General features: G+C 72.4%; 23 protein-coding genes. 11 read left to right on the top strand and 12 right to left on the bottom strand.

All coding sequences use genetic code 11. The annotated features are described in order from the left end of the window. Nucleotides 1–3 precede the first annotated feature (3 nt). The 7 genes from ACFY9V_RS22210 to dacB form a co-directional block, all read right to left on the bottom strand. The gene (locus tag ACFY9V_RS22210; protein WP_391162505.1) at nucleotides 4–1,848 is read right to left on the bottom strand and encodes a phosphatidylglycerol lysyltransferase domain-containing protein; all 1,845 of its coding nucleotides are present in this window, start codon (nucleotides 1,846–1,848) and stop codon (nucleotides 4–6) included. A gap of 221 nt (nucleotides 1,849–2,069) precedes the next feature. Further along, nucleotides 2,070–2,678 (bottom strand): GTP cyclohydrolase I FolE, encoded by a 609-nt coding sequence (gene folE / locus ACFY9V_RS22215; protein ID WP_188283469.1) that lies wholly within the window; start codon nucleotides 2,676–2,678, stop codon nucleotides 2,070–2,072. Between the two features lie 145 nt (nucleotides 2,679–2,823). After that, the gene (ftsH, locus tag ACFY9V_RS22220) at nucleotides 2,824–4,875 is read right to left on the bottom strand and encodes an ATP-dependent zinc metalloprotease FtsH (protein ID WP_355337283.1); all 2,052 of its coding nucleotides are present in this window, start codon (nucleotides 4,873–4,875) and stop codon (nucleotides 2,824–2,826) included. Nucleotides 4,876–5,133: 258 nt separating this feature from the next. Continuing rightward, the gene (gene hpt, locus ACFY9V_RS22225; protein WP_355337280.1) at nucleotides 5,134–5,688 is read right to left on the bottom strand and encodes a hypoxanthine phosphoribosyltransferase; all 555 of its coding nucleotides are present in this window, start codon (nucleotides 5,686–5,688) and stop codon (nucleotides 5,134–5,136) included. A gap of 54 nt (nucleotides 5,689–5,742) precedes the next feature. Then, nucleotides 5,743–6,738, bottom strand: a complete 996-nt coding sequence (gene tilS / locus ACFY9V_RS22230; protein ID WP_355337277.1) for a tRNA lysidine(34) synthetase TilS — start codon at nucleotides 6,736–6,738, stop codon at nucleotides 5,743–5,745. A 173-nt stretch (nucleotides 6,739–6,911) separates the two neighbouring features. Continuing rightward, entirely contained in the window at nucleotides 6,912–8,081 is a 1,170-nt protein-coding gene (locus ACFY9V_RS22235) for a zinc-dependent metalloprotease (RefSeq protein ID WP_355337274.1), read from the bottom strand. Nucleotides 8,082–8,511: 430 nt separating this feature from the next. Further along, nucleotides 8,512–9,921 carry a D-alanyl-D-alanine carboxypeptidase/D-alanyl-D-alanine-endopeptidase gene (gene dacB / locus ACFY9V_RS22240; RefSeq protein WP_391162507.1) on the bottom strand — a complete coding sequence of 470 codons (1,410 nt, stop codon included), beginning with the start codon at nucleotides 9,919–9,921 and terminating at the stop codon, nucleotides 8,512–8,514. Between the two features lie 87 nt (nucleotides 9,922–10,008). On the opposite strand from dacB, the gene ACFY9V_RS22245 reads away from it, so the two are divergent. After that, nucleotides 10,009–10,503, top strand: a complete 495-nt coding sequence (locus ACFY9V_RS22245) for an inorganic diphosphatase (RefSeq protein ID WP_188283474.1) — start codon at nucleotides 10,009–10,011, stop codon at nucleotides 10,501–10,503. Between the two features lie 83 nt (nucleotides 10,504–10,586). Here ACFY9V_RS22245 and ACFY9V_RS22250 read toward each other — a convergent pair whose 3' ends face one another. Continuing rightward, nucleotides 10,587–12,005, bottom strand: coding sequence for a threonine/serine exporter family protein (locus ACFY9V_RS22250; protein WP_391043026.1), 1,419 nt, complete (start codon nucleotides 12,003–12,005; stop codon nucleotides 10,587–10,589). A 344-nt stretch (nucleotides 12,006–12,349) separates the two neighbouring features. Continuing rightward, nucleotides 12,350–13,084, bottom strand: coding sequence for a VTT domain-containing protein (locus ACFY9V_RS22255; RefSeq protein ID WP_355336416.1), 735 nt, complete (start codon nucleotides 13,082–13,084; stop codon nucleotides 12,350–12,352). Between the two features lie 165 nt (nucleotides 13,085–13,249). Here ACFY9V_RS22255 and ACFY9V_RS22260 point away from each other — a divergent pair, with 165 nt between their 5' ends. The 4 genes from ACFY9V_RS22260 to ACFY9V_RS22275 all read left to right on the top strand — a co-directional run bounded on the left by ACFY9V_RS22260 (nucleotide 13,250) and on the right by ACFY9V_RS22275 (nucleotide 17,249). Next, nucleotides 13,250–14,656 carry an ATP-binding cassette domain-containing protein gene (locus ACFY9V_RS22260; RefSeq protein WP_391043022.1) on the top strand — a complete coding sequence of 469 codons (1,407 nt, stop codon included), beginning with the start codon at nucleotides 13,250–13,252 and terminating at the stop codon, nucleotides 14,654–14,656. Between the two features lie 55 nt (nucleotides 14,657–14,711). Next, nucleotides 14,712–15,077: a YbjQ family protein gene (locus ACFY9V_RS22265; protein ID WP_355336414.1), complete on the top strand. Its 366-nt coding sequence runs from the start codon at nucleotides 14,712–14,714 to the stop codon at nucleotides 15,075–15,077. A gap of 112 nt (nucleotides 15,078–15,189) precedes the next feature. After that, nucleotides 15,190–15,714, top strand: coding sequence for a DUF664 domain-containing protein (locus ACFY9V_RS22270; protein WP_391043018.1), 525 nt, complete (start codon nucleotides 15,190–15,192; stop codon nucleotides 15,712–15,714). Nucleotides 15,715–15,848: 134 nt separating this feature from the next. After that, a complete protein-coding gene (locus ACFY9V_RS22275; protein WP_355336412.1) occupies nucleotides 15,849–17,249 on the top strand; it encodes a glutamate decarboxylase in 1,401 nt (466 codons plus the stop codon). 13 nt (nucleotides 17,250–17,262) lie between these two features. Here the strand turns inward: ACFY9V_RS22275 and ACFY9V_RS22280 are convergent, their stop codons facing one another. Further along, nucleotides 17,263–18,369 (bottom strand): SpoIIE family protein phosphatase, encoded by a 1,107-nt coding sequence (locus ACFY9V_RS22280; protein ID WP_391162508.1) that lies wholly within the window; start codon nucleotides 18,367–18,369, stop codon nucleotides 17,263–17,265. Nucleotides 18,370–18,530: 161 nt separating this feature from the next. Between ACFY9V_RS22280 and ACFY9V_RS22285 the strand changes: the two genes are divergently transcribed. The 3 genes from ACFY9V_RS22285 (at nucleotide 18,531) to ACFY9V_RS22295 (ending at nucleotide 20,537) form a co-directional block, all read left to right on the top strand. Next, on the top strand, nucleotides 18,531–18,758 hold the full coding sequence (locus ACFY9V_RS22285) for a dodecin (protein WP_355336410.1): 228 nt from the start codon (nucleotides 18,531–18,533) through the stop codon (nucleotides 18,756–18,758). Between the two features lie 226 nt (nucleotides 18,759–18,984). Further along, nucleotides 18,985–19,500 (top strand): hypothetical protein, encoded by a 516-nt coding sequence (locus ACFY9V_RS22290; protein ID WP_355336409.1) that lies wholly within the window; start codon nucleotides 18,985–18,987, stop codon nucleotides 19,498–19,500. Next, nucleotides 19,497–20,537 (top strand): rod shape-determining protein MreB, encoded by a 1,041-nt coding sequence (locus ACFY9V_RS22295; protein ID WP_391162510.1) that lies wholly within the window; start codon nucleotides 19,497–19,499, stop codon nucleotides 20,535–20,537. Before ACFY9V_RS22290 ends, ACFY9V_RS22295 begins: the two co-directional genes overlap by 4 nt. Before the next feature lie 116 nt (nucleotides 20,538–20,653). Here ACFY9V_RS22295 and ACFY9V_RS22300 read toward each other — a convergent pair whose 3' ends face one another. Further along, the gene (locus tag ACFY9V_RS22300; RefSeq protein ID WP_391162511.1) at nucleotides 20,654–21,493 is read right to left on the bottom strand and encodes a hypothetical protein; all 840 of its coding nucleotides are present in this window, start codon (nucleotides 21,491–21,493) and stop codon (nucleotides 20,654–20,656) included. A gap of 215 nt (nucleotides 21,494–21,708) precedes the next feature. On the opposite strand from ACFY9V_RS22300, the gene ACFY9V_RS22305 reads away from it, so the two are divergent. Together ACFY9V_RS22305 and ACFY9V_RS22310 are read left to right on the top strand one after the other, a co-directional pair. Further along, nucleotides 21,709–22,971 (top strand): amino acid permease, encoded by a 1,263-nt coding sequence (locus tag ACFY9V_RS22305; protein ID WP_391162512.1) that lies wholly within the window; start codon nucleotides 21,709–21,711, stop codon nucleotides 22,969–22,971. Nucleotides 22,972–22,981: 10 nt separating this feature from the next. Continuing rightward, complete coding sequence (locus ACFY9V_RS22310; RefSeq protein WP_391162513.1) at nucleotides 22,982–23,269, top strand: hypothetical protein; 288 nt, start codon at nucleotides 22,982–22,984, stop codon at nucleotides 23,267–23,269. Nucleotides 23,270–23,498: 229 nt separating this feature from the next. On the opposite strand, the gene ACFY9V_RS22315 is transcribed toward ACFY9V_RS22310, so the two are convergent. Beyond that, nucleotides 23,499–24,560, bottom strand: a complete 1,062-nt coding sequence (locus tag ACFY9V_RS22315; protein ID WP_391162514.1) for a DUF2786 domain-containing protein — start codon at nucleotides 24,558–24,560, stop codon at nucleotides 23,499–23,501. A gap of 323 nt (nucleotides 24,561–24,883) precedes the next feature. On the opposite strand from ACFY9V_RS22315, the gene ACFY9V_RS22320 reads away from it, so the two are divergent. Next, a partial coding sequence (locus ACFY9V_RS22320) for a GH25 family lysozyme (protein WP_391162515.1) occupies nucleotides 24,884–25,896 on the top strand: 1,013 nt, incomplete at its 3' end.

The following is a 25,896-nucleotide window of genomic DNA, read 5'->3' on the forward strand; positions in this document are numbered from 1 at the left end:
GCCCTACGCCACCGCACTCCGCTCGGTCGCGTCCACCGACGTCGCGTAGCCGGGCTTGTGCCGGTGCGGGGGGCGGGTGGCGCGCCCGGGCAGGAAACGCTGGACGGCGTCGGGCAGCGGAAGGGACAGCGTGACGAAGCCCTCGGCCTGCATGATGGCGAAGCCGATCCTGGGCAGGTCACGGGAGTTGGGGAAGACCAGGAAGCGCGGCACCCACTCGGGCTGGAACTTCGCGTTGAACTTGTACAGCGACTCGATCTGGAACCAGCGGGACAGGAACACCAGCAGACCGCGCCAGCCGCGCAGCACCGGGCCCGCGCCGATCCGCTCGCCGCGGGCCAGCGCGGAGCGGAACATCGCGAAGTTCAGCGACACGCGGGCAATGCCGAGGGCGGGCGCCTCCTGGAGCGCGGCGACGATCAGCAGTTCGTTCAGGCCGGGGTCGGCGGCCCGGTCGCGGCGCATCAGCTCCAGGGACATGCCGTCCGCGCCCCAGGGCACGAAGTGCAGCACGGCCCGCAGGTCGCCCAGTTCGGGGTGCGGGGCGCCGGGCTCGCGGTCCTTGTGCGCGGTGACGACCACGCAGTCCCCGTCCAGCTCCTCGCCGAAGCGGCCGAGCGCCATGGAGAAGCCGCGCTCGGTGTCGGTGCCGCGCCAGGCGTCCGCGGCCAGCCGTACGCGGTGCTTCTCGTCCTCGCTGAGGTCCCGCACCCGGCGTACCCGGCACACGTATCCGGACCGCTCGATGCGCTTGACCATCTGGCGGACATTGCGCATGGCCCGGCCCTGGAGGGTGAAGGCGGAGGTGGTGACGATCGCCTCGTCGCCCAGCTCCAGGGCGTCCAGGCCGGTCTCGCGGGTCCACACCTCGCCGCCGGTCTCGCTGCACCCGACGACGGCGGGCAGCCAGGCGTGCGCGCGGGCCAGCTCCATGTACTGCTCGATGGCGCCGGGCCACGCCTCGACGTCGCCGATCGGGTCGCCGCTGGCGAGCATGACGCCGGACACCACGCGGTAGCAGACGGCGGCCTTGCCGCTGGGCGAGAAGACCACGGACTTGTCGCGGCGCAGCGCGAAGTGGCCGAGCGAGTCGCGGGCGCCGTGCCGGGCCAGCAGGGCGCGCAGCCGGTCCTCGTCGGCCTCGCTCAGCTCGGCGACCGGGCGTCCGGGGCGCAGCGCGAGGAAGGCGGTGGAGATCGCGATGAGCAGGCCGAGGCCGCCCAGCGAGTAGCCGACCAGGTCGTTGACCCGGTCGCTGGTGTACGTGACGGGTCCCTCGAAGCCGAACAGGCCGAGCAGGACGTGCTCGCAGCGGTCGAGGAAGCCGGGGTTGCCGCGCTCGGAGGACGGGTGGGCGCTGGTGATGACCAGGCCGAGGGAGAAGGCGACGGTGCTGAGGCCGACGAAGTTCAGCAGGGCCCGCCAGCGGGTGCGCGGGTCGGACAGCGCGGTGAACTCGTCGCGGTAGGAGATCAGCACCCACAGCAGGCCGAGCGAGACCAGGGCCCCGAAGATCGAGTGCCGGTAGACGAGCTGGGTGGCCGCGCCGACCGGCAGCAGCACGACGGCCGCCCACCAGGCGCGGACCTTCCCGCGCTTAAGCGCGTGCGCGAGCATCAGCAGCAGGACGCCGGTGACGACCGCGGTGGCGGCGGCGAGCGAGCTGACGGTGCCGGGGAAGACCGCGGCCATGTGGTGCATCCGGCCGTTGCGGAAGGCCGGGAAGACCGCGGAGACCACGTCCAGCAGCCCGATGACCGCGGCGGCGCTGCCGATGATCCCCGGGACGGCGGAGGGTCGCAGCCGCCAGCGGCGCGAACGCGGGGCACAGGCACGGTCAGCGGACATGCTTCACCAGGGTCCAGTACGAGCGAGTGAGTGGCGCCCAGTAGGACGCGAAACCCTGTCTGTGGGTTCCTTCGCGGGCAACGCAACTGTGACAGCTACGGCGCGTCTACGTAACGGCTACGGCGGCCCGGTACCGCACCGTGCCTACCGGGGCCGCCAGGCCCCTGCCCGAGCAGGCCAGTGCCCGGAGGCAGCCCGTGCCCGGTCAGCCGCGTGCCCGGTCAGCCGCGCCCGAGGATCAGGCTCATCGCCTCCGCGCGGGTCGCGGGGTCGCGGAGCTGGCCGCGTACGGCGGAGGTGATGGTCTTCGCGCCCTGCTTGCGGACCCCGCGCATCGTCATGCACATGTGCTCGCACTCGATGACCACGATCACCCCGCGCGGTTCCAGGATGCGCATCAGGGCGTCGGCGACCTGCGTGGTCAGCCGCTCCTGCACCTGCGGGCGGCGGGCGTATACGTCGACCAGCCGGGCCAGCTTGGACAGGCCGGTGATCTTGCCGCTGACGGCCGGGATGTAGCCGACGTGCGCGACGCCGACGAACGGCACCAGGTGGTGCTCGCAGGACGACATCACCTCGATGTCCTTCACCAGCACCATCTCGTCGTGCCCGAGGTCGAAGGTGGTGGTCAGCACGTCCTCCGGCGTCTGCCAGAGCCCGGCGAATATCTCCTTGTACGCGCGCGCCACCCGCGCCGGGGTCTCCCGCAGGCCCTCCCGGTCGGGGTCCTCGCCGACCGCGTACAGCAGCTCGCGCACCGCGGCCTCGGCCCGCTTCTCGTCGAACTCGCCGATCGAACCCTCGCCGTCGATCGTCACGGGGTCGGTCATGATGCCTCGTTCCTCCGAAGTTCGGCGAAGTGGGAAAGCTGGCCCAAAAACGGCAATGGCCCCAAGGTTAAAACCCTGGGGCCACTGCCTGCATTCCGGGTCCGGCCCGGACTGCCTGTTCTCGTGCCTGACCGGCTCGCGCCGGTCAGCTCTCCGGCGTGCCGTCCTCGGGACGGTCGACCGGCTCCGCGACGGGCTTGGTCGTGCTGACCGAACCCGTCGTGATGCCGTTGGCCGGCTGCGAGCCGTTGGTCAGTGCCAGCTCCTTGGGAGAGAGCACCGGCGGGCGGGTGGACGGCGTACGACGGGCGGAGCCCGTCCAGGCCGGACGCGGGGGACGCCTGACGATCGGAGCGAAGATCTCGGCGATCTGCTCCTTGTTCAGGGTCTCCTTCTCCAGCAGGTTCAGAACGAGGTTGTCCAGGACGTCCCGGTTCTCGACCAGGATCTCCCACGCCTCGTTGTGCGCCGTCTCGATGAGCTTCTTGACTTCCTCGTCCACCAGCCCGGCGACCTCTTCCGAGTAGTCGCGCTGGTGACCCATCTCACGGCCGAGGAACGGCTCCGAGTCGCTGGAACCGAACTTGATCGCGCCCAGCCGCTCGGTCATGCCGTACTGCGTGACCATGGCACGGGCGGTCGCGGTGGCCTTCTCGATGTCGTTCGACGCGCCGGTGGTCGGGTCGTGGAAGACCAGTTCCTCCGCCGCCCGGCCGCCCATCATGTAGGCGAGCTGGTCGAGCATCTCGTTGCGCGTCGTGGAGTACTTGTCCTCGTCGGGCAGCACCATCGTGTAGCCCAGCGCGCGGCCGCGGGACAGGATCGTCACCTTGTGGACCGGGTCGGAGTTCGGCGAGGCCGCCGCGACCAGGGCGTGTCCGCCCTCGTGGTACGCGGTGATCTTCTTCTCCTTGTCCGACATGATCCGGGTGCGCTTCTGCGGACCGGCCACGACGCGGTCGATCGCCTCGTCCAGCGTGGCGTTGTCGATGACCTTCTTGTTGCTGCGCGCGGTCAGCAGCGCCGCCTCGTTGAGCACATTGCTCAGGTCGGCGCCGGTGAAGCCGGGGGTGCGGCGGGCGACGGCCATGAGGTCGACGTCCGGTGCGACCGGCTTGCCCTTCTGGTGCACGCTGAGGATCTCCACGCGCCCCTGGAGGTCCGGCGGGTCGACCGCGATCTGCCGGTCGAAACGGCCGGGACGCAGCAGCGCCGGGTCCAGGATGTCGGGCCGGTTCGTGGCGGCGATGAGGATCACGCCGCCCTTCACGTCGAAGCCGTCCATCTCGACCAGGAGCTGGTTGAGGGTCTGCTCGCGCTCGTCGTGACCGCCGCCCAGACCCGCACCGCGGTGCCGGCCGACGGCGTCGATCTCGTCGACGAAGACGATGGCCGGGGCGTTCGCCTTGGCCTGCTCGAACAGGTCGCGGACGCGGCTGGCGCCGACACCCACGAACATCTCGACGAAGTCGGAGCCGGAGATCGAGTAGAACGGCACGCCCGCCTCACCCGCGACAGCGCGGGCCAGCAGGGTCTTGCCGGTACCCGGACGGCCGTACAGCAGCACGCCCTTGGGGATCTTGGCGCCGACGGCCTGGAACTTCGCGGGCTCCTGGAGGAATTCCTTGATCTCCTGGAGCTCCTCCACCGCCTCGTCGCAACCGGCCACGTCGGAGAACGTCGTCTTCGGCGTGTCCTTGGTGATCAGCTTCGCCTTGGACTTGCCGAACTGCATGACGCGCGAGCCGCCGCCCTGCATCTGGTTCATCAGGAACAGGAAGACCACGACGATGAGGACGAACGGGAGCAGCGACAGCAGAATGCCGACGAAAGCGTTCTGCTTCGACGGCGAGACGGTGTAACCGTCGGGAAGGGTGGTCCCCTTCACCTTGCCGTCGACGATGTTCTGCAGCTCCGCGGCGATGGCCGAGCCCTGGTTGCCGATGTAGCTGGCGCGGACCTTGGAACTGCCCTCGACCTTGGATCCGTCCCTGAGCTGGATCTTGATGGAGTTGTCGTCGCCTGTCGTCAGCTCGGCGGACTTGGCCTGGTTTGATTCGATCGCATGTAGAACCTCGCCGGTATCCACCGTCTTGTAGCCGCCGCCGGACCCGACGACCTGCATCAACACGACCACGGCGAGGACAGCCAGCACGATCCACATGACTGGCCCACGGAAATAGCGCTTCACGTCCATCCATGCGGGGCGAAGTCGCCCCGTCCCTCCTGCCACAGTGAGGCACCGCCGCCTGCTGGCCGCGCGTGCATGCCGGTGTATGACCCGACCTTCGGACGGTACCCCAGCATTGTCACCCGAGGTTGCCGCCGACCGTTAACAATCCCGCCTTCCCCTGCTCCAACGGCGGGAAACCGACTGGGGTTCCCGGGGCCGAACGGGGTGTGGCCGACGTCATGACTGTGCCGCGCCGGACCGCCGGCGGCGGGCCGACGGGAGTCAGCCACCGTATACGTGCGGGGCGAGTGTGCCCACGAACGGGAGATTGCGGTACTTCTCCGCATAGTCCAGGCCGTATCCGACCACGAACTCGTTGGGGATGTCGAACCCGGTGTACTTCACGTCGAGCTGGACCTTGGCCGCCTCGGGCTTGCGCAGCAGCGTGCAGACCTCCAGGGAGGCGGGGCCGCGCGAGCCCAGGTTGCTGATCAGCCAGGACAGCGTCAGCCCGGAGTCGATGATGTCCTCGACGATCAGGACGTCACGGCCCGCGATGTCGGTGTCCAGGTCCTTGAGGATGCGCACCACACCCGAGGACTTGGTGCCGGCGCCGTAGGAGGACACCGCCATCCAGTCCATCGTCACGTTGCTCGACAGCGCCCGTGCGAGGTCCGCCATCACCATCACGGCGCCCTTGAGGACACCGACGATCAGCAGGTCCTTGCCCGCGTAGTCCCGGTCGATCTGCGCGGCGAGCTCGCTGAGCTTCGCGTCGATCTCTGGCTTGGAGATGAGCACTTTCTCAAGATCGGCGCCCATGTCGTTCTCGTTCACTGCGCGGTATGTCCCTCAAGTAGTCGGCTCCCGGGTCGCTGGGCGACGGCAGCTCTACGACGGCGAGAACACCAGTCTGCCATTGGCCCTGAGAACGGCGACGCCGCCCGGCAGGTTGAGGGCTTTCTGTCCGTGCCAGCCGGTGACCAGCCGGTCGACCTCCTCGATGTGCCGGGCGAAGAGGAAGCCGGGGGGCGAGCCGGCGGCGATGGCGGCGCGGCGCAGGACGCGGCGGCGTACGGCGGCGGGCAGGCCGTGCAGCCGCAGCGCGTCCAGGCTGCCGTCGTCGCCCGCCGCGTCGGCCTCGGCGTCCGCGGCCCACTGGTCCAGCGCGTCGGCGTCGTCCCTGGAGAGCTGCGCGGTGCGGGCCAGCGCCTCGACGACGCCTTTGCCGAGGGACTTCTCCAGGACGGGCAGGGCTTCGTGTCTGACGCGGGAGCGGGTGTACGCGGGGTCGTGGTTGTGCGGGTCCTCCCACACGGTGATGCCCTGGGCGAGACAGCCCTTGCGTACGGTGTCGCGGTCCAGCAGCAGGAAGGGGCGCCGGTAGCGGCCGCCGGTACCGGAGACCGCGGCCATTCCGGCCAGCGAGCGGGTGCCGGAGCCGCGGGCGAGGCCCAGGAGCACCGTTTCTGCCTGGTCGTCACGTGTGTGGCCGAGCAGGACGGCGGCGGCGCCGTGCGATTCGGCGGCGGAGTCGAGCGCCGCGTACCGGGCGTCTCTGGCGGCGGCTTCGGGACCGCCCTGGCGGCCGACGGTGACGCCGATCGCGTCGACCGGGTCGAGGCCGAGGCCGCGCAGCCGCCCGGCGACCTCTTGGGCGCGGCCGGCGGAGCCCGCCTGGAGGCCGTGGTCGACGGTGACGGCTCCGGCGCGCACGCCGAGCCGGGGTGCTTCGAAAGCGAGGGCGGCGGCCAGCGCCATGGAGTCGGCTCCGCCGCTGCACGCGGCGAGCACCAACGGGTGCGGGTCGGTGGACGCGGTGAGGACGTCGTGCAGGACGCGGCGGACCGCCAGGCGTATCGCCGCGACCGTGGGGTGGGGTCCCATGTCCGGTTTCCCTCCTGAGGAGGCTATGGGGAAAGCGCCGAAGTGACGCAGGGTATCCAGATGGTGACAGAAGCTCGGGGCTTACCCGAGCATCGCACGCGCTACCCTGCGCCTACGGTCCCTCGGACGGGTGAACCCGAGGGCGGACACGGCCTTCATGAGCGGTTACGCCCTCACGATTCGCTACGGCTGTGCACCCGCGCGACCCACTCGGCGGGTTTGGCGATCTCCGCTTTGGTGGGCAGCGTGTTGGGCGAGGTCCACACCCGGTTGAAGCCGTCCATGCCGACCTCGTCGACGACCGCCCGGACGAAGCGCTCGCCGTCGCGGTACTGGCGGAGCTTGGCGTCCAGGCCGAGGAGCTTGCGCAGCGCCTGGTCCAGGCGGCCCGCGCCGCTGGCCCTGCGCTGGCTGAACTTCTCCCGGATCTCGGCGACGGTCGCCACGACCTCGGGCCCCACGCCGTCCATCACGAAGTCCGCGTGGCCTTCGAGCAGCGACATCACGGCGGTCAGCCGGGCCAGGATCTCCCGCTGGGAGGGGGTCTGCACCAGGTCGACCAGGCTGCGGTCCTCGTCCCGGTCCTTGTCGGCGTCTTCTTCCTTGCCGCCGCCGGAGCCGGTGAAGGACTGCACGGCCTCCCTGACCCGCTCGATCACCGTCGAGGCGTCCAGTTCGGTCTCGCCGAGGAACGCCTGGATCTCGCCCTCGATGTGGTCGCGCAGCCACGGCACCGCGGAGAACTGGGTGCGGTGCGTCTCCTCGTGCAGGCACACCCACAGGCGGAAGTCGTGCGGGTCGACGTCCAGCTCGCGCTCGACGTGCACGATGTTCGGCGCGACCAGCAGCAGCCGTCCGGCGCGGGATTCGCCGGGGCCCGGCTTGACCGGTCCCGCGGGCATGTCGCGGCTCGGCGGCGCGAAGGTCTCGTACTGGCCGAGCACCCGCGAGGACAGGAAGCTCAGCAGCATGCCGACCTCGACGCCGGTCACCTTGCCGCCGACCGTGCCGAGCACGACTCCGCCGGGGCCGCCGGGGCGGCGCGCCTGCATCTTTCCGAGCAGGGGCTTCATCACCTCCCGGAACCCGGCCACGTTGGCCTTCACCCAGCCCGCCCGGTCCACGATGAGCACCGGGGTGCCGTGCGGTGGCACCTCCGCGTCCCCGTACATCCGGGTGAACTCCCTGACGTGCGCCTCCGACTCCTGCGCGTGCGCCCGCAGCTCCGCCACGATGGCCCGAGCCTCGTCCCGGCTCACCTCAGGCCCCGGCCGCGTCAACCGCTGCGCGGTCGCCACGGCGAGGTTCCAGTCGACCATCTCGCTTCCACCGATGCTCGTCATGCCTTCACGGTACGTTGCCGCTCCCCCTTTGGGCTCCCCCACCAACAGGTTCCCCCTCCGGCCGCCCCCCGAAATACGGCTTCAGCCCCTCCGGCTAACGCCGCCTCAAACGCCGGCGGGGCTGTTCCCCCCACCCACCCGCCCTTCCCCCTGCCGGGGGGCACCCCACCCGGAGACGTCGTTCAATGCCGACGCCAGCGCCTGGCGGACTCGCCGGAAGCAATGTTTCAGCCCGACCGGCGATTGAGGACACCGGCCAGTGCCCCAACCCCGTTTCTTCGAGCCCGTCCGGCGATTGAGGACAAAGCCAGCGCCTGGCGGACTCGCCGGAAGCAATGTTTCAGCCCGTCCGGCGATTGAGGACACCGGCCCGTGGCCCGCGCCCGTTTCATCGAGCCCGTCCGGCGATTGAGGACATCGGGGGTGCGGGCTAGGGGTGGGTGGTGAGGGCGGCGGCCAGGTGGTCGAGGGCTTTCTGCGCGCCGCCAGGCGAATCCGTGCCGTGGGTGAGGAACGCGAAGGCGAGGAGGCGCCCCGCGGGGGACACGGCGGTGCCGGCGATCGTGTTGGTCCCGGTGAGCGTCCCGGTCTTGGCGTGGACCACCCCGGCGCCCCCACCGCCCCGGAAGCGGTCGGCGAGCGTGCCGGTGAAACCGGCGACCGGCAGCCCGGTCAGGACCGACCGCATCTCGGGATGCGCGGGACTCGCCGCGAGCGCGAGAATCCGGGCCAGCGTGGTGGCCGACAGCGCGTCGTCCCCGTCGAGTCCGCTCCCGTCGTGGAAGGCGGCGCCGGCGAGCGGCACCCCGAGCCGCCGCAGGGCGTCGGGAATGGCGCTCGCCGCCCCGGCGAAACTGGCGGGCCGCCCGAGCGCGCGGGCCACATGCCGGGCCAGCGCCTCGGCCACGTCGTTGTCGCTGTCGGTCAGCATCCGCTCCACCAGCTCCGACAGCGGCGCGGACTGATGGGCCGCCAGCCGCGTACCCCCGTGCCCGCCGGCGGGCGCCGCCTCGCCCTTGACCCTGATCCCCCGCTCCCGCAGCAGGTCCGCGAAGGCGTCGGCGGCCGACTCGGCCGGATCGTCGGCGCGCTGCGCGGGCCCGCTCGAACTGTGGTCGAGCCGCCCCTCGCGGACCATGAGCGCGGTGACCGGCGCGAGGTTCTCGTTGGGCCCGATGGGGTGGAGCGCGGTGCCGCTGAACAGGGACGTGTCGTAGCCGAGCCGTACGGACGTGGTGCCGCGCGCCTTGAGCGCGGCGGCGGTGTCGTCGGCGAGCCCGCCGAGTTCGAGGGTCGGGTCGCCGCCGCCGACCAGGACGACCCGGCCGGCCGCGGTGACCACCACGGTCGTGGTGAGGCGGCGGCCGGGCCCGAGCGTGCCGAGCGCGGCCGTCGCGGTGGCGAGCTTGGTGGTGGAGGCGGGGGTGGACGGCGTACCGGCCCGGTGGTCGTACACGACGGTCCCGGTGGCCACGTCGATGACGGTCCCGGTGCGTACGGTGCCGAGCCCGTCGGCGTCCATCAGCGGGTCGAGGAGGGCCTTGAGGGCGGCCGGGTCCGGCGGCGTACCGGCGGACGAGCCCTTGCCCGTACCGGGCGCGGCGGCGGGCACCGGGGCCAGTACGGGGGCGGCGGACGGCGCGGGCGGGGTGATCCGGGGCGTGGGCATGGCGGTGCGCGGTCCCGAGGCCACGACGTGGTCCCGGCCGGCCGCGTGCTCGCGCTCGGCCGTACGCTGGCCTGCGTCCCACGGGCCTGCCGCGGCCACCGCCCCGGCCGCCACCGCCAGACCTATCGCGGCCGACCCCGCCACGACCTGCCACGTCTTGCCGTGCGGCACCCCCGACCAGCCCCTTTCGCGACCACCCACATGCGTGGGAGACACTTAATCACCCGCAGTATGCGCTGATCATGGAGGAGTAGGGCCTTGGAGTTCGACGTCACGATCGAGATCCCGAAGGGTTCGCGGAACAAGTACGAGGTGGACCACGAGACCGGTCGTATCCGCCTGGACCGCAGGCTCTTCACCTCGACCAGTTACCCGGCCGACTACGGCTTCATCGAGAACACCCTCGGCCAGGACGGCGACCCGCTGGACGCGCTGGTCATCCTGGACGAGCCGACCTTCCCCGGCTGCCTCATCACGTGCCGGGCGATCGGCATGTTCCGCATGACGGACGAGGCCGGCGGCGACGACAAGGTGCTGTGCGTGCCCGCGTCGGACCCGCGTGTGGAGCACCTGCGTGACATTCACCACGTCAGCGAGTTCGACCGGCTGGAGATCCAGCACTTCTTCGAGGTCTACAAGGACCTCGAGCCCGGCAAGTCCGTCGAGGGCGCCAACTGGGTCGGCCGCACCGAGGCCGAGACGGAGATCGAGGAGTCCTTCCGCCGTCTGAAGGAGCAGGGCCCGGGCCACTGAAGCCCCGCCGCACCTGAACGCCGGGCGGCCGACACGTCATCAGCGACGTGTCGGCCGCCCGGCGTTTTCGTGCCCGAGCGGGGTCAGAAGCCGCGGGTGCGTTTGGCCGCGCCGCGCGGGGCGGCGGGGCCCGGCGGCTTGAGGACCAGGCGGGCCAGCTCGCCGCCGAGGTTGACGCCGATGGCGATGGCCAGGGCGAGGGCGGCGGCCCGGGTGAGCAGGGTGAACGCCTGGTCGGAGTGGTTGTTGGTGAGGGCGAGCAGCCCGAAGTACGTGGCGGATCCGGGCAGCAGCGGGCCGATGGCGGCGGTGACGTACGGCAGCACGGACACGTACCGGTAGCGGGCCATCAACTGGCCGAAGAGGCCGACGAGTCCGGCCGCGGCGGCGGTGGCCGCGACCTGGTTGCCGCCCGCCTGCTGGTGCAGGACGCCGTAGACCGTCCAGGCGATGCCGCCGTTGAGGGTGACCAGCGGCAGGACGCCGCGCTCGCACTGGAGCAGCACCGCGAAGGCGAGGGTCAGCACCATCGCGGCCAGCAGCTGCACCCACGGGTGGTCGTACGCGCGCAGCGCCTGGTCGGGGTTGAGGTCGGCGCCGAGGGTGGTGAAGCCCGCGTAGAGGATGACGGTGACGCCGATGACGATGCCGACGACGAGGTACATCACCTCCAGCAGCCGGGCCGAGGCGGTGATGTAGAAGCCGGTGAGGCCGTCCTGGACGGCGGCGACCAGCGCGCGGCCCGGCAGCAGCGCGAAGAGCCCGCCGGTGATCACCGCCGACGCCTGGACGCCGTTGGCGCCGGGGATCCAGTGCGCGTACCGGTCGATGAGGACGCCCATCGCGGCTGCGGGCATCGCCGCCGCCGCGAACTGGTAGAACTCCGGCAGCCCGCGCCCGGCGAGCAGCCACGCGAGCCGGTCGCCGAGCATCGCGGCCAGCGCGGCGGCGGCGAAGATGACCGGGCCGCCGCCGACCAGGACGCTGGCCGCGCCCGCGAGCAGCCCCGCGGCGCCGGTGAGCGCCCAGGAGCTGTACGGGTGCCGGTTGCGGCGGATCTCGGCGAGCCGGCGGTACGCGTCCTCCAGCGTCGCCTCGTGCGCGGTGATCTCCTCGACGAGCTGGAAGACCGCGGCGAGCCGGGTGTAGTCGGTGCCGCGGCGGCGCACCGTGCGGCTCATGGTCAGCGGCGGGTCGGTGAGCGAGGGCTGGAAGGAGATGCCCAGCAGCGTGAAGGTGACGTTCGGCTCGACGCGGGCCAGTCCGTACGCGTAGCTGACGCCGAGCATCGCCGCCTCGACGTCCTCGGCGCCCTCGCCGCCCGCGAGCAGCAGTTCGCCGATGCGCAGGGTCAGGTCGAGGACGCGCGGTACGGGGACCAGGTGCGCGGTTTCCTGGCGGTCCGCGGGGGTCTCGGGTGCGGGGCGCTCGGTGACGGGGATGCGGACCATGGCCCGCATCCGGTCCTGCCACCGCGCGTCGGTGGGCGGCAGGACGACCATCGGAATGCTCCCGGTGGTGCCGGTGAGGCTTGTCGGGCCCGTCGTACCCGTTGTTCCGGAAGCTCCGGCTGTTCCCGGTGCTCCTGTTGCTCCGGGCGTTCCCGCTGTTCCCGCTGTTCCCGCCGTTCCGCCGGGCGGGGCGAATGCGCTGCCCGTGACGACCGGGGGGAATGTGGTGCCTGTGGGGGGTGTGAATTCGGAGCGGACCTCGTCCGACTCAGGTTTTCCGTCGTCGGACACCGGTCGTGCTCTCCTTTCCGCAATCCGCGTTTCTGTGAATCCTGTGAATCACGGGAATCCCGCCGACGCCCCCGTTCCCCCGTTACGGCGTCGGTTCCCGCAGGTCAGCGCTTTTGCGCGCGGTGCCGGCCGGGGGTGCGCGGCGCGGCGGGAACCGGCTCGGGGCCGCCCGCCGCCGGGCCCGCACCGGCGCCCGCACCCGGAATCACGGCCTCCTTTTTCGCCTTGCCGCGCGACCGCAGGTATTCGATGCCGATCGGCACCACCGAGAGCAGCACGACCAGGACGAGCATCGCTTCGATGTTCTTGTGCACGAATTCGATCTGGCCGAGCCAGTATCCGAGTACGGTGACACCCGCACCCCACAGTGTCGCGCCGATGAGGTTGAAGGTGACAAAGGTGCGGTAGTTCATTCGGCTGACGCCTGCGACGATTGGGGTGAACGTTCGTACGATGGGCACGAAGCAGGCCATCACGATCGCCTTGGGTCCGTGGCGCTCGAAAAAGGCATGTGCCTTCTCGATATTCTCCATCTTGAACAAGCGTGAGTCGGGCCTGCGGAACAGCGAGGGTCCGACCTTGCGGCCGAACAGATATCCCGCCTGTTCGCCGAGCACCGCCGCCACCGCGATCAGCGCGGCCACCAGCGCGAGCGGCTGGTGCAGCGTGCCGGTCGCCACCAGCAGACCGGTCGTGAACAGCAGTGAGTCTCCGGGCAGGAAGAAGCCGATGAGGAGCCCGGACTCGGCGAACACGATCAGCAGTACGCCCCACAGGCCGTACGTGTTGATCAGATGGTCCGGGTCGAGCCAGCTCGGGCCGAGCGCGATGGTCGTCACGGACCAAAACTATCAATCCAGTGTTGATACAAACGTTCCGCAACCTGCGGTTGGTGCACTACCTTCTCCGCAGCGTCATCCACGCACCACCCTAAGTTTCGCAAGTCTGGCATCTCTCCCCCCACGTGCCCCGTCACCGCGTCCGACCACCTGGCGGCTCCCGTTATGACTCGCGCCATCGCACTGCACGAAGTTTCCAAGTACTACCCGAAGCAGCCGTCGCCTGCTGTGGACCGGTTCTCGCTCGACATCGCACCCGGAGAGTTCCTGGTGCTGCTCGGCCCGTCCGGCTGCGGCAAGTCCACGGTCCTGCGCATGATCGCGGGTCTGGAGGACATCACCACCGGCGAGCTGCTGCTCGACGGGGAGTACTCCAACGACCTCGCACCCGGCGACCGCCGGATGGCGATGGTGTTCCAGAACTTCGCGCTGTACCCCAGCATGACCAGCCGGGAGAACATCGGCTTCCCGCTGCGCTTCGAGATGCCCGGTGAGGAGCACGGGCCCCGGGTCGACGAGACCGCCCGCATCCTCGGCATCGAGGAGATCCTGGACCGCTACCCCGGACAGCTCTCCGGCGGCGAGCGGCAGCGGGTCGCGATGGGCCGGGCGATCTCCCGGCACCCCTCGGTCTTCCTCATGGACGAGCCGCTGTCCAACCTGGACGCGAAGCTGCGCGCGCACCTGCGCGCCGAGATCGCCCGGCTGACCCACGGCATGGGCGTCACGACGGTGTACGTGACGCACGACCAGGCCGAGGCCATGTCGCTGGGCGACCGCGTCGCGATCATGCGCAGCGGTGTCCTCCAGCAGATCAGCACGCCGCGTGAGGCGTATCACCTGCCGGAGAACGTGTTCGTCGCCGCTTTCGTCGGCACGCCCCGGATCAATCTCCTCCAGGCGACGGTCCTGGCGCCGCTCGGCGGCGGCATGTGGATCGACTTCGGCCGCCAGCGGCTCGGCATGCCGGAACCGCTCAGCCTCGACCACCAGATGCTCCGCATCCAGCAGGGGCGCCGCATCATCGTCGGGCTGCGCTCGGAGGCCGTACGCATCGCGCAGCCGAGCCAGGCGCACGCGGGCGAGGTCGTGCTGAGCGGGATCGTCGAGCACGTGGAGTACCAGGGCCACGAATCGCTGGTGCACCTCAACACCGGGTCGCGGCCCGCCGTCGTCCCCGAACTGGAGGCCCCGCGGCCCGCGCAGGCGCCGTCCCGCTCGGGCACCCGGCGCGCGGCGAACGGCTCGGGCACCAGCCTCGGCAAGCTCGCGCAGAAGGCCGCGCGGCGCATCCAGGCGTCGGTGCCGGCGCGGGACGGCGGCTCCAACGGCGGCGGCGTCCCGCCGCGGCCGAACCACGCGCCCGGCCGCGCTCCGGTGACGGTGATGGACCGCCCCCTGGGCGCGCCCGAGACCCAGACCGGCGACCTCGTGGTCCGCACCGGCCCCGACATCCGCGTCCGCCGCGGTGACCGCGTGCCCCTGCTGGTGGACCTCGCCCACCTGTACGTCTTCGACCACGAGGGCCAGCGCATCTGTCCCGCCCCGGTCCAGGCCCCCCGCCTGGAATAGCCGCGTCGGCGTATTCGCGGGTGCGGAGCGGGGAGGTGCGGGGCAGGCTGCCGATATGGGAATCGAAGAGTACGGCGGCGGCCAGGAGCAGGGCGCCGAGATCATTGTCGTCACGACGAACGACGTGCCCGGCTTCCGGGTCGAGCGGGTCATCGGTGAGGTCTTCGGCCTCACCGTCCGCTCGCGACACCTGGGCAGTCAGATCGGCGCCGGGCTGAAGTCCATGATCGGCGGCGAGCTCAAGGGCCTGACGAAGACGCTGGTGCAGACCCGTAACCAGGCCATGGAGCGCCTCGTCGAACAGGCCAAGGCGCGCGGCGCCAACGCCGTCCTCATGATGCGCTTCGACGTCACCGACGCCGCGGACCTCGGCACCGAGGTCTGCGCGTACGGCACCGCCGTGGTCCTCGCCCGCGAGTAGCCGCCGCGCGGGGCGCATGGGGTCCGGGGCACCTGAGGGGCGGCGCCCGGTCCGGGGTCTCTTGTCGTACCCCGGTGGAATGCTGGGCGTCGCCGACCTCAAGGAGGATGCCATGCAGGACACCTCGTCCCCGGACCCCGAGACCACGATGCTGCTGTCGTACCTGGACGCCCAGCGGCGTCACGTGCTGGGGATTCTGGAGGGGCTGGACGAGGAGGCGCTGCACCGGCCGGTGCTGCCGTCGGGGTGGAGCTGCGCGGGGCTGGTGCGGCACCTCGCGCTGGACGTGGAGCGCTTCTGGTTCCGCGGGGTGGTGGCCGGGGAGAAGGCCGTGATCGACGCGGCGCTGACCGGCCCCGACGACGCCTGGAAGGTGGGCCCGGAGGTTTCGGCCAAGGGCGTGCTCGACCTCTACCGCCAGGAGACGGCGCTCGCGGACGCCGTGATCACCTCGACGGCGCCGAGCGCCGCCCCGGCCTGGTGGCCGACCGAACTCTTCGGGCCCGACGGCGGCATTCGGGACCTGCGCGAGGCGATCCTGCACGTCACGGTGGAGACGGCCTGCCACGCGGGTCACCTGGACGCCGTCCGTGAGCTGATCGACGGCAGGAAGTGGCTCGTGCTCACCGAGTCCTGAGCCGGACGCCCGGCCCAGTCTCCTGGGGGAAGTTCCGGGGCGGGAGCGGGCGCGGGGCGGCGGGCGGGTGCAGGCTGGGCGGGTCGGGAAAGACGCCCGCGCACGCGCTGCCGGGCTCGCCACGGAAGGCTGACATGTCACTGCACAAAGGCACGGACTCCGCCCGCAACATCGCCGTCAACCCGTTCTTCGGTGAGGCGGACCCGGTCGACGGCCGGATGACGGCTCCGCCCAAGCACAAGCTGGCGGACGGACCCATGCCGCCGCACACCGCGTACCAGATCGTGCACGACGAGCTGATGCTGGACGGCAATTCGCGGCTGAATCTGGCGACGTTCGTCACGACGTGGATGGAGCCGCAGGCCAGTGTGCTGATGGCGGAGTGCGCCGACAAGAACATGATCGACAAGGACGAGTACCCGCGTACGGCGGAGCTGGAGCGCCGCTGCGTGGCGATCCTCGCCGACCTGTGGAACGCGCCGGACCCCAGCTCGGTGGTGGGCTGTTCGACCACCGGCTCGTCCGAGGCGTGCATGCTCGCGGGGATGGCGCTCAAGCGCCGCTGGATGCGGCGCACGCCCGGCTATCCGGCGACCGCGCGGCCCAATCTGGTGATGGGCGCGAACGTGCAGGTGTGCTGGGAGAAGTTCTGCGCCTTCTGGGAGGTCGAGGCGCGGCTGGCGCCGATGGAGGGCGACCGGCTGCACCTGGACGCGGAGTCGGCGCTCGCCCTGTGCGACGAGAACACCATCGGTGTGGTGGCCGTGCTGGGCTCGACCTTCGACGGGTCGTACGAGCCGGTCGCGGAGATCTGCGCGGCGCTGGACGCGTACGAGGAGCGGACCGGTACGCACATCCCGGTGCATGTCGACGGCGCGTCCGGCGCCATGATCGCGCCGTTCCTCGACGAGGACCTGGTGTGGGACTTCCGGCTGCCGCGGGTGGCGTCGATCAACACCTCGGGCCACAAGTACGGCCTGGTGTACCCGGGCGTGGGCTGGGCCCTGTGGCGGGACACGGAGGCGCTGCCGGAGGAGCTGGTCTTCCGGGTGAACTACCTCGGCGGTGACATGCCGACCTTCGCGCTGAACTTCTCGCGGCCGGGCGCGCAGGTCGTGGCGCAGTACTACTCCTTCCTGCGGCTGGGCTGGGACGGCTACCGCGCGGTGCAGCAGGCCAGCCGGGACGTGGCGATGTCGCTGGCGGCGCGGATCGCGAAGCTGGAGGACTTCACGCTGGTCAGCGCGGGTGACCAGTTGCCGGTCTTCGCCTTCACCACCGCGCCGGGGGTGGAGAACTACGACGTCTTCGACGTGTCGCGGCGGCTGCGCGAACGCGGCTGGCTGGTCCCGGCGTACACCTATCCGGCCGACCGCACCGATCTCGCGGTGCTGCGCATCGTCTGCCGCAACGGCTTCTCCGAGGACCTGGCGGACCTGCTGATGGAGGACCTGGGCCGCCTGCTGCCGGAGCTGCGCCGCCAGCCGCACCCGCTGAACCGCCCGGAGAACGTGGCGACCGCCTTCCACCACTAGCTGTCCGGGGGTCTCACGGCTGGCTGAGGCTCACCGCCAGCACCGCGCGGTCGTCGGCGACGGGCGCGCCGCCGGTCCAGGTGACCAGGTCCCGCAGCAGGACGTCGATGGCGTGCTGCGGGCCGGTCACCGGGCCGAGGCCGGAGAGCCGGATCTCGGGGTCGTAGAAGACGCCTTCGCGGTCGCGGGTCTCGGTCACGCCGTCGGTGACCAGCAGCAGTGTGGCGCCCGGCGGGAAGGCCAGCTCTTCGGGCACCGTGCGCACACCGCCGAGGTCGCTCATGCCGAACGGCACGTCGGGGGCGGCGGCTTCGAGGGTACGTACGGTGCCGCCGTCGAGCAGGTACGGCGGCGGGTGGCCGCGGTTGAGCAGCCGCAGGGTGTCGCACACCTCCTCGGGGTCCTCGGGGCGGTGGACGAATTCGGCCAGCAGCCCGGTGGTGAAGCCCTCCAGGTACTCCTCGCCGCTGCCGCCGCCGCGCCGCTCCCGGTCCCGGTCCAGCGCCCGGTCCAGGCGCCGCGCGAGGCCCGGCAGGTCGGGTTCCTCGTCGGCCGCCTCGCGGAAGGCGCCGAGCAGCACCGCGACGCTGGCGACCGCGCCCATCCCCTTGCCGCGCACGTCCCCGATCAGCAGCCGTACGCCGTAGCGGGTCTGCTCGGCCGCGTAGACATCACCGCCGATCCGCGCCCCGCTCTGGGCGGCCTCGTACCGGGCGGCTATGGCCAGCGGGCCGATCCGGGGCGGCGGGTCGGGCAGCAGGGCGCGCTGGGCCGACTCGGCGACGTCCCGCACGGTGGCGAGCCGCCGCCCCGAACGGGTCAGCGCCCGGTTGACGGCGAGGCCGATGACAGCGGAGAGCACCACGTTCAGGATCTCGGCCACGCCGACGCCCTCGCGGATGATGCCGCCGTGGACGGTGAGCACGAAGACGCCCACCAGCGACGCCAGACAGGTGAGGACCGCGATGCGGGCGGACTGGATCGCGCCGGCCAGGACACAGGCTCCGGCCAGCATCGTGTCGCCGGTGTAGGGATTGGGCGTGACGAGGTCGAAGACCAGTCCGCCGACGATCATGGCGGCCGGGACCCAGCGCATCATGGCGGTGGGCCAAGGGGTCACAATCCGCACATCGTCCACTTGAGGATAATATGCCCGATTCGGGGTGAAGGGGATGCCCCGGCGGAGCCGTCCGGGACGGAACGGGACGGATGCGTCCCGCGGTGATGCGGGCCGCGCCCGTCTGCGGCACGGTGGAGGGACCTCCGAAGGAAAGGTCCGTCATGGCCGAGCACACCTATCGGGTCACCGAGATCGTCGGCACCTCGCACGAAGGCGTGGACGCCGCCGTCAGGAACGGCGTCAAGCGGGCCGCGCAAACGCTGCGCGGTCTCGACTGGTTCCAGATCACCGAGGTCCGCGGGCACATCGTGGACGGCGAGGTCGAGCACTACCAGGTGGGACTGAAGGTGGGGTTCCGTCTGGAGGACACGGACGGCTCCGCCGGGTAGCGCCCGCCGCACGAGGTGCGCCCCGTCAGGGGCGCCGGGCCCGCGACGGGCGCTGCGGCACCGCCCCGGTCGGCCGTACGGCGTCACCCGCTCGGCGCGGCCGCACCCCCGTTCGGCGTATCACCGGTCGCCGTATCCGACAGGGCGTCAGATCCTTTTGTCATTAAGGCGGGTCATAGCCGGATTCGGTCCCGCCGTGGACGCTGACGCACTCTCGGGAGCCCGTATGAGCCAGGAGACGCCCACCCCGCCGCCCCCGCCGGGGTACACACCCCCGCCGCCCACGCCCCGCGAGTCCGCGTGGGCCGCCGGTGGCACCGTCTTCGCCGGGATGATGCTGGTGTTCGGCGGCGCGCTGGCGATCCTGGAAGGGATCGTCGGCATCAGGAAGAACTCGGTGTACGTCTCCACGCGGGACTACGTCTACAAGTTCGACGTCACGTCCTGGGGCTGGATCCACCTGGCGCTCGGCGTGGTCGCCGTCCTCGTCGGCTTCGGCCTGCTGGCCGGTTCCGCCTGGGCGCGCTGGGGCGGCATCCTGATCGCCGGGCTCAACCTGGTGGCGAACTTCATGTTCCTGCCGTACCAGCCGGTCTGGGCCGTGGTCATGATCGCCATCGACGTCTTCATCATCTGGGCGCTGGCCACGTACGAACCGGCCGGGCACGGTCACGGGTCGCACGGCGGCTCGCACGGCGGGCGGCACGGCACCTCCGCCCCGGGCGCCGGGGGCCGGCTGTGACGTACACGAGCCCCACACTGGAACAGCTCCGCCGCTGCACGGTCGCCGTCGACATCGGCGCCGCCCGTACCCGCGTCTACGTCCGCAACGTCGGCGTCGTCGCCGACGAGCCGAGCGTGGCCGCGGTCGACGTACGCACCGGCGCGCTGATCGCGGTCGGCGAGCGCGCCGAGCAGATGGCCGGGCGCACCCCCGGGCACATCCGGGTGGCCAGGCCGGTCGCGGGCGGCGCGGTCGTCGACATCGAGATGGCGCGGCGCATGCTCAAGCACGTGCTCGGCGACAAGCTCGGCAAGCGGTGGCGGCGCATGCCGGTGCTGCGCGCCGCGGTGTGCATGCCGCACGGCAGCGAGCCGATCGCGCGGCGCGCGGCCATCGAGACGCTGTACGGGCTCGGCGCGCGCAAGGTCGAGCTGGTGGACACGCTGACCGCCGCGGCGGTCGGCTGCGGGCTGCCCGTCGAGCACCCCGAGGCCACGATGATCGTGGTGTGCGGCGCCGGTACGACGCAGGTCGCCGTGCTGTCGCTGGGGTCCATCGTGGCCGCGGAGACGGTGCCGGTCGGCGGTGACGCCATCGACCGCGCGGTCGTGCAGCACCTGCGCAACCACCACGAGTTGATGCTGCCCAGCCAGTCGGTACGGCCGCTGCACCAGATGCTCGGCTCCCCCGGCACCGGCGGGACGGTCACCACCGAGGTCCACGGCCGCGACGTCGTCAGCGGCCTCGCCCGCTCCGTCCTCGTCGAGACCGAGGGCGTGCGCCACGCGATGCGCACCCCGCTCACCTCCGTGCTCGACGCCATCACCACCGTGCTGCGCGCCTGCCCGCCCGACCTGGTCGCCGACCTCGCCGACCGGGGCATCATGCTGGCGGGCGGCAGCGCCCTCATGCCCGGCCTCGACCTCATGCTCGGCCAGGCCACCGGCATGCCCGTCCACATCGCCCCCCGCCCCGACACCGTCGCCGTCCAGGGCCTCGGCGCCATGATCGAGGGCCGGGTCCGCCCGATGGTCCTCGACCCCCTGACGGTCTAGGTGTCTTGACCACCAGCCCCCCCCGTCACCCGCGTCGACAACCCTCCGGGTCCCTACGCCCAGGGCGGTCCGAGGGCACCCTCCCCCCACGGCGGGTGCCCTCCCAGGACGCGCCTTCAGCGCGCGGCCCGGTACGCCAGGCCCCGTACGAAGGCGTCCCGCACGCTCGCCCTCAGCCGCCGGGCCCAGGGCGGGTCGGTCTCGCCGCGCGCCGTGCTCCAGCAGGCGAGGGCGTAGCCGTACTCCGCCGGGCTCAGGTACCCCATCCGGTACCAGGGCTCGTCCCCGCGGCCGGTGAGCATCCGGTCGGTGAGATCGCCGACCGGCACCACCGAGTACCCGGCCGCCTTCACGTAGTCGTCCGCGGCGTTGGCCGTCAGGACGCCCATGCCGAGGTGGACGGTCACCAGGTCGGTGAGGCGTTCCTCCTCCGCGCGGGAGATGCCCAGCCCGGCCACCCGCCGCTCGCCGACCAGCCGGGCGTGCGCCAGCTCGTGGGCGACGAGCCCCGCGAACGCGTCAGGCCGCGCGGCCACACCGCGGTCCAGTTCGATCACCGCCCGGCCGAGCACCTTGCGGTACTCACCGACCTGGTGCCTCTTGCCCGGGACCCGCTCCGGGGAGTCCACCAGCAGCACACGGACGCCGGAGACGTCCGCGCCCATCACCGCGCCGATCCGCCGCACCAGCGGCTCGACCCGCTCCCGCGTACCGCTGAAGTCCGCGGGGACGAAGCCCGGCAGCGCGATCTCGCGGTGCGCGGTCGCGGGCCCGAACTCCTCGGCGCACCACCGCAGCCACCGCTCGGTCCAGGCGCGCTCCCTGTCCGGTACGGGACACGCTCCCGGTACGTCGGCCCGCAGCCACGGTTTCGGCCCCGTCGTCCTCGACCCGCCCGGCGCCGGGTCCCTCCCCCGCAGCCAGTCCGCCACCCCGTCCGGCACCCGTCGACCCATGCCACCCCCCGGTGTTCCCACCCGCCCTCTCCCCCCAGGACGCCCCCCGACCTCCCGCCAGTTGCAGCAGCCGGGCCCGCCGCTCGCCACTGACCGGCGCGGGTCCTCGCGGCTCCCGCCGCCGCGGCCGCCGGAGGTGAACACGGCGTGGCCAGGGGCGGAAATGTGGTCGGCGGGGATCGCGGGGGGCGCCAGGGGGCTGGGAGCATGCGGGCGTGACGGGTGCGGCGGCGGGAGAGTTGAGGCGGCGCCTCGGTGTGGGGGACGCCGTGGTGATCGGCCTCGGGGCGATGGTCGGCGCCGGGGTCTTCGCGGCGTTCGCTCCCGCGGCCCGCGCCGCGGGCACCGCGCTCCTCGCGGCCCTGGCGGTCGCTGCCGTCGTGGCGTACTGCAACGCGACGTCCTCGGCGCGTCTGGCGGCCCGCCACCCGCGCTCCGGCGGGACGTATGTGTACGGCACGGAGCGGCTCGGCCCCCTCTGGGGCTACCTGGCCGGGTGGAGCTTCGTGGCGGGCAAGACGGCCTCGTGCGCGGCGATGGCGCTGACGGTGGGGGCGTACGCGTGGCCCGAGCACCGCCGCGCGGTGGCGGTCGCGGCCGTGGTGGCCCTGACGGCCGTGAACTGCCTGGGCGTACGGAAGGCCGCCTGGCTGACCCGGCTGATCGTGGCGGTGACCCTCGCGGTCCTCGCGGCGGCGGTCACCGCGTGCCTGACCAGTACGCGGGCCGACGCGGGACGGCTGGCGTGGGACGGTGCCGCCTCCGGCCCGCACGGCGTGCTCCAGGCCGCCGGTCTGCTCTTCTTCGCCTTCGCGGGGTACGCCAGGATCGCCACGCTCGGCGAGGAGGTGAAAGACCCGGCGCGGACCGTCCCCCGCGCGATCCCGCTGGCGCTCGGCGTGACCCTCGTGGTCTACGCGGCCGTCGCCGTCGCCCTGCTGACCGTTCTCGGGCCCGACGCCCTGGCCCGCTCGGCCGCGCCCCTCACCGACGCCGTCCGTACGGCCGGGGTGCCGGGTCTGGCCCCGGTGGTCCGCGTCGGCGCGGCCGTGGCCGCCCTCGGCTCCCTGCTGGCGCTGATCCTCGGCGTCTCCCGTACCACCCTGGCGATGGCACGCGACCGGCACTTCCCGTACGCGCTCGCCGCCGTCCATCCGCGCCACGGGACCCCGGTCAGGGCGGAGGCGGCGGTCGGCGCCCTGGTCGTGGCGCTCACCGCGACCACCGATCTGACCGGGGCGATCGGCTTCTCGTCCTTCGGCGTCCTCGTCTACTACGCCGTCGCCAACGCCAGCGCCCTGCGGCTGGGCGCGGACGAGCGCCGGCCGCACCCGGCCGTTCCGGTCGTCGGCCTGACCGGCTGCGCGGTGCTGGCCGCGAGCCTCCCCCCGGCCTCGGTGCTGGCCGGTCTCGGCGTGACGGCGGTCGGCGCGGTGGCGTACGCGGTGTCCCCGCGCCGGGGCGGCCGGTCGTCCTGAGCGGCGCCCGGTGTCGACCGCGGCGAGCAGTGCCCGCGCCGGGGCGGACATGGTCGTGGGCGTTCCGGGCGGGATCGGCGGACTTGAGCCCGGCGCGTCCCCGACCCTGCCCGAGCTGGTCCTCGACGTCCTCGGCGACCGTGACATCCCGGTCCTGGGCAACGTCGAGTTCGGGCACGCCGGTCCGAATCCGCCGATGCCGGTCGGCATTCGCGTCGGCCTCGACGCGCGGCGGCGGACGTTGTCGCTCCTCGAACCGGCGGTGGGACCGCGCGCGGCGACGGGCCCGGTCGGCTGAACACCGCCGATCAGCGAGTGGGGCCGCGCGCGGCGACGGGCCCGGTCGGCTGAACACCGCCGATCAGCGAGTGGGGCCGCGCGCGGCGACAGGCCCCGTCGGCTGAACACCGTCGATCAGTGAGCGGACGGCGAGCGTACGCGGTCACCGGCGGTGAGAGGGCGTCCACGGGGGCGCGACCGTGGGGGCCGGGCGCGGGCTCTCCTGGGACGAGCGGTGGGGCCGGGGTTCAGAAGCGGGCGCGGTCGGCCGCCGCCTCGCCGTGGCGCCAGCCCTCGGCGTCGCGGCCCTTGAGCCGCGAGGTGGTGGTGGACGGGAACATGCGGCGGGTCGCGTCGCGTACGTCGACCTCGCGGGCGGCGAGGACGGGCAGCAGGTCGGCGGGCGGGGTGGCGGTCTCGGCCTGGGCCTCCCGGGTGGCGGCGGCCAGGCGTTCGCGGACGCGGCCCGCGTAACCGATCAGGAAGGACTCGCGGAAGTCGCGCGAGCGCGAGGTGCCGCCGCGCAGGGCGTGGTCGGCCTGGACGAGCAGCGAGGTGTAGAGGAGTTCGACGGCCTCCAGGTCGGTCGCGAAACCGACCACCGTCGAGAAGCCGAAGTCGGCCGCCCACACCGCCTGGCAGCGGTTCGCCGCCGCGACGGCGTCCAGCAGCAGGGCCTTCGCGCCCTCGTACGGGCGGTCCACCCCGATCCGGCACGCGCCGGGGCCCCGGCCCGGCGCCCCGGGCGCTCCCGTGGCCGCGACCAGCGCCTCGTCGATGCTGTGCCTGGCCATCAGGTGCTGGGCCTTCGCCGACAGCGCCTCGGCCTCCTCGGGGAAGCCGGTGGACTCGGCCTTCGCCAGCAGCGCCCGGATGCGGGCGAGCATCTTGGAGTGCGGGCCGGTGGCCGGGGCCGCCGACGCGGTGCCCGGCGTCAGGGGGGTGATGCGGGGCAGCCGCCCGTACAGGCAGAGCAGTTCCACGAGGGCCGTCGCCGTACTGAAGCGGTCGAGCCGCTCGCTGCGGGCGAACTCCGCGAGGAAGGGTTCCTCGCCGTCCCCCGCGGCCCGCGCCAACCGCTCGTGCCGCGCGTCGAGTTCCCGCCCCGCCATCCGTACGAGGTCCCGAAGCTCCCACCCGCGCGCCCCGCACTCCCGCACCACCCGCCCGGCCAGCTTCCCGGCCGCGCCCTCCCACCGCTCACCCGCGGCGGCCAGCACCGACGCCGCCGCGTCCACGGCGGCTTCCTCCGCCGTCGCCCCCGCGCCGGAGGCCACCGCCGCCGCATACGCCCGCTCGAACTCGTCCACGGATCCATGGTCGCCGACGCGGCGCGCGCCGCTCGCCGGCCCCCGCTGGCCGAGCGCCTACGCGGTCCCCCGCACGGGCCCCGAGAGCCGGAACGTGTTGCGGCCATGTCAATCCGTCCCTTAGGTTGACGCGCGTCGACACAGCCTGCGCGCAGAGGAGTTGATGTGCTGTCCGTGTTCTGGTGACGCCGCCCCGACCGGGCTCACAGGCCGCTCACAGTCCCGGCACCCCCACCCCGACTCCCACCGCCGACGACCGCACCGCTACACCCCCGGCTCAGCGCGTCAGAGCGTGTCCCCCTCCACACACCCCTGGGAGCATCATGTCCGCAACCACCCCCTCGCGGTTCAGGCCAGCCACCCGCGGTACGGGCTCGGGCCGGAAGACGGCGTGCGCGGCCGGGCTGCTGGCCGCCGCCGTGACCCTGCTGGTCCTGCCCGGCACCGCCTCCGCGTCGACCGCCGCCGCCGACGGCCGCGGCACCCCGACCCGTATGACGCACCCGGATCAGGACCACGCCGGATCGGGGCTCGGGAGCCCGGGCGCGGGAACGCTGTCGGCCGCGGCGCGGGCGGCCGTCGGCACGGGCCCGGCCGGTCTCGACGTCAGCGGTTACCAGGGCAACGTCGACTGGGCGTCCGTCAAGAGCAAGGGCGCCGCCTTCGCCTACGTCAAGGCCACCGAAGGCACCACGTACACGAGCCCGAACTTCTCCCAGCAGTACAGCGGCTCCTACAACGCCGGGCTGGTCCGCGGCGCCTACCACTTCGCGCTGCCGAACAATTCGAGCGGTACGGCGCAGGCCGACTGGTTCGTCGGCCACGGAGGCGGCTGGAGCGCCGACGGGAAGACGCTGCCGCCCGCCCTGGACATCGAGTACAACCCGTACGGGGCCACCTGCTACGGGCTGAGCCAGAGCGCGATGGTGAGCTGGATCCGGGACTTCAGCAACGAGGTACGCACCAGGACCGGGCGCTACCCGACGATCTACACCACCACCGACTGGTGGACGTCGTGCACCGGCAACAACAGCGGTTTCGGCGCCACCAACCCGCTGTGGGTGGCCCGTTACAGCAGCGGCCCCGGCACGCTGCCGGCCGGCTGGTCGGCCCAGACGATCTGGCAGTACGCCGACTCCGGCACCTTCCCCGGTGACCAGGACACCTTCAACGGCACCCTCACCGACCTCCAGAACTTCGCCAAGGGCAGCGGCTACAACCCGCCGCCGACCACGAGCTGGCCGACCGTCCAGCAGGGCGCGAGCGGCGAGCGGGTCAAGACGGTCCAGTACCTGCTCAACGCGCACGGTTCGGCCCTGGCGGTGGACGGTGCCTT

The organism is Streptomyces sp. NPDC008317 (assembly GCF_042955955.1).
Lineage (GTDB): Bacteria > Actinomycetota > Actinomycetes > Streptomycetales > Streptomycetaceae > Actinacidiphila.

Coding starts and splice junctions, on each gene's coding strand:
- ACFY9V_RS22270 (WP_391043018.1), top strand. CDS start 15,190: ATGCAGGACACCTCGTCCCCGGACCCCGAGACCACGATGCTGCTGTCG.
- ACFY9V_RS22285 (WP_355336410.1), top strand. CDS start 18,531: ATGGCCGAGCACACCTATCGGGTCACCGAGATCGTCGGCACCTCGCAC.
- ACFY9V_RS22290 (WP_355336409.1), top strand. CDS start 18,985: ATGAGCCAGGAGACGCCCACCCCGCCGCCCCCGCCGGGGTACACACCC.
- ACFY9V_RS22275 (WP_355336412.1), top strand. CDS start 15,849: ATGTCACTGCACAAAGGCACGGACTCCGCCCGCAACATCGCCGTCAAC.
- tilS (WP_355337277.1), bottom strand. CDS start 6,738: ATGGGACCCCACCCCACGGTCGCGGCGATACGCCTGGCGGTCCGCCGC.
- ftsH (WP_355337283.1), bottom strand. CDS start 4,875: ATGGACGTGAAGCGCTATTTCCGTGGGCCAGTCATGTGGATCGTGCTG.
- ACFY9V_RS22260 (WP_391043022.1), top strand. CDS start 13,250: ATGACTCGCGCCATCGCACTGCACGAAGTTTCCAAGTACTACCCGAAG.
- ACFY9V_RS22210 (WP_391162505.1), bottom strand. CDS start 1,848: ATGTCCGCTGACCGTGCCTGTGCCCCGCGTTCGCGCCGCTGGCGGCTG.
- ACFY9V_RS22300 (WP_391162511.1), bottom strand. CDS start 21,493: ATGGGTCGACGGGTGCCGGACGGGGTGGCGGACTGGCTGCGGGGGAGG.
- folE (WP_188283469.1), bottom strand. CDS start 2,678: ATGACCGACCCCGTGACGATCGACGGCGAGGGTTCGATCGGCGAGTTC.
- ACFY9V_RS22250 (WP_391043026.1), bottom strand. CDS start 12,005: ATGGTCGTCCTGCCGCCCACCGACGCGCGGTGGCAGGACCGGATGCGG.
- ACFY9V_RS22235 (WP_355337274.1), bottom strand. CDS start 8,081: ATGACGAGCATCGGTGGAAGCGAGATGGTCGACTGGAACCTCGCCGTG.
- ACFY9V_RS22265 (WP_355336414.1), top strand. CDS start 14,712: ATGGGAATCGAAGAGTACGGCGGCGGCCAGGAGCAGGGCGCCGAGATC.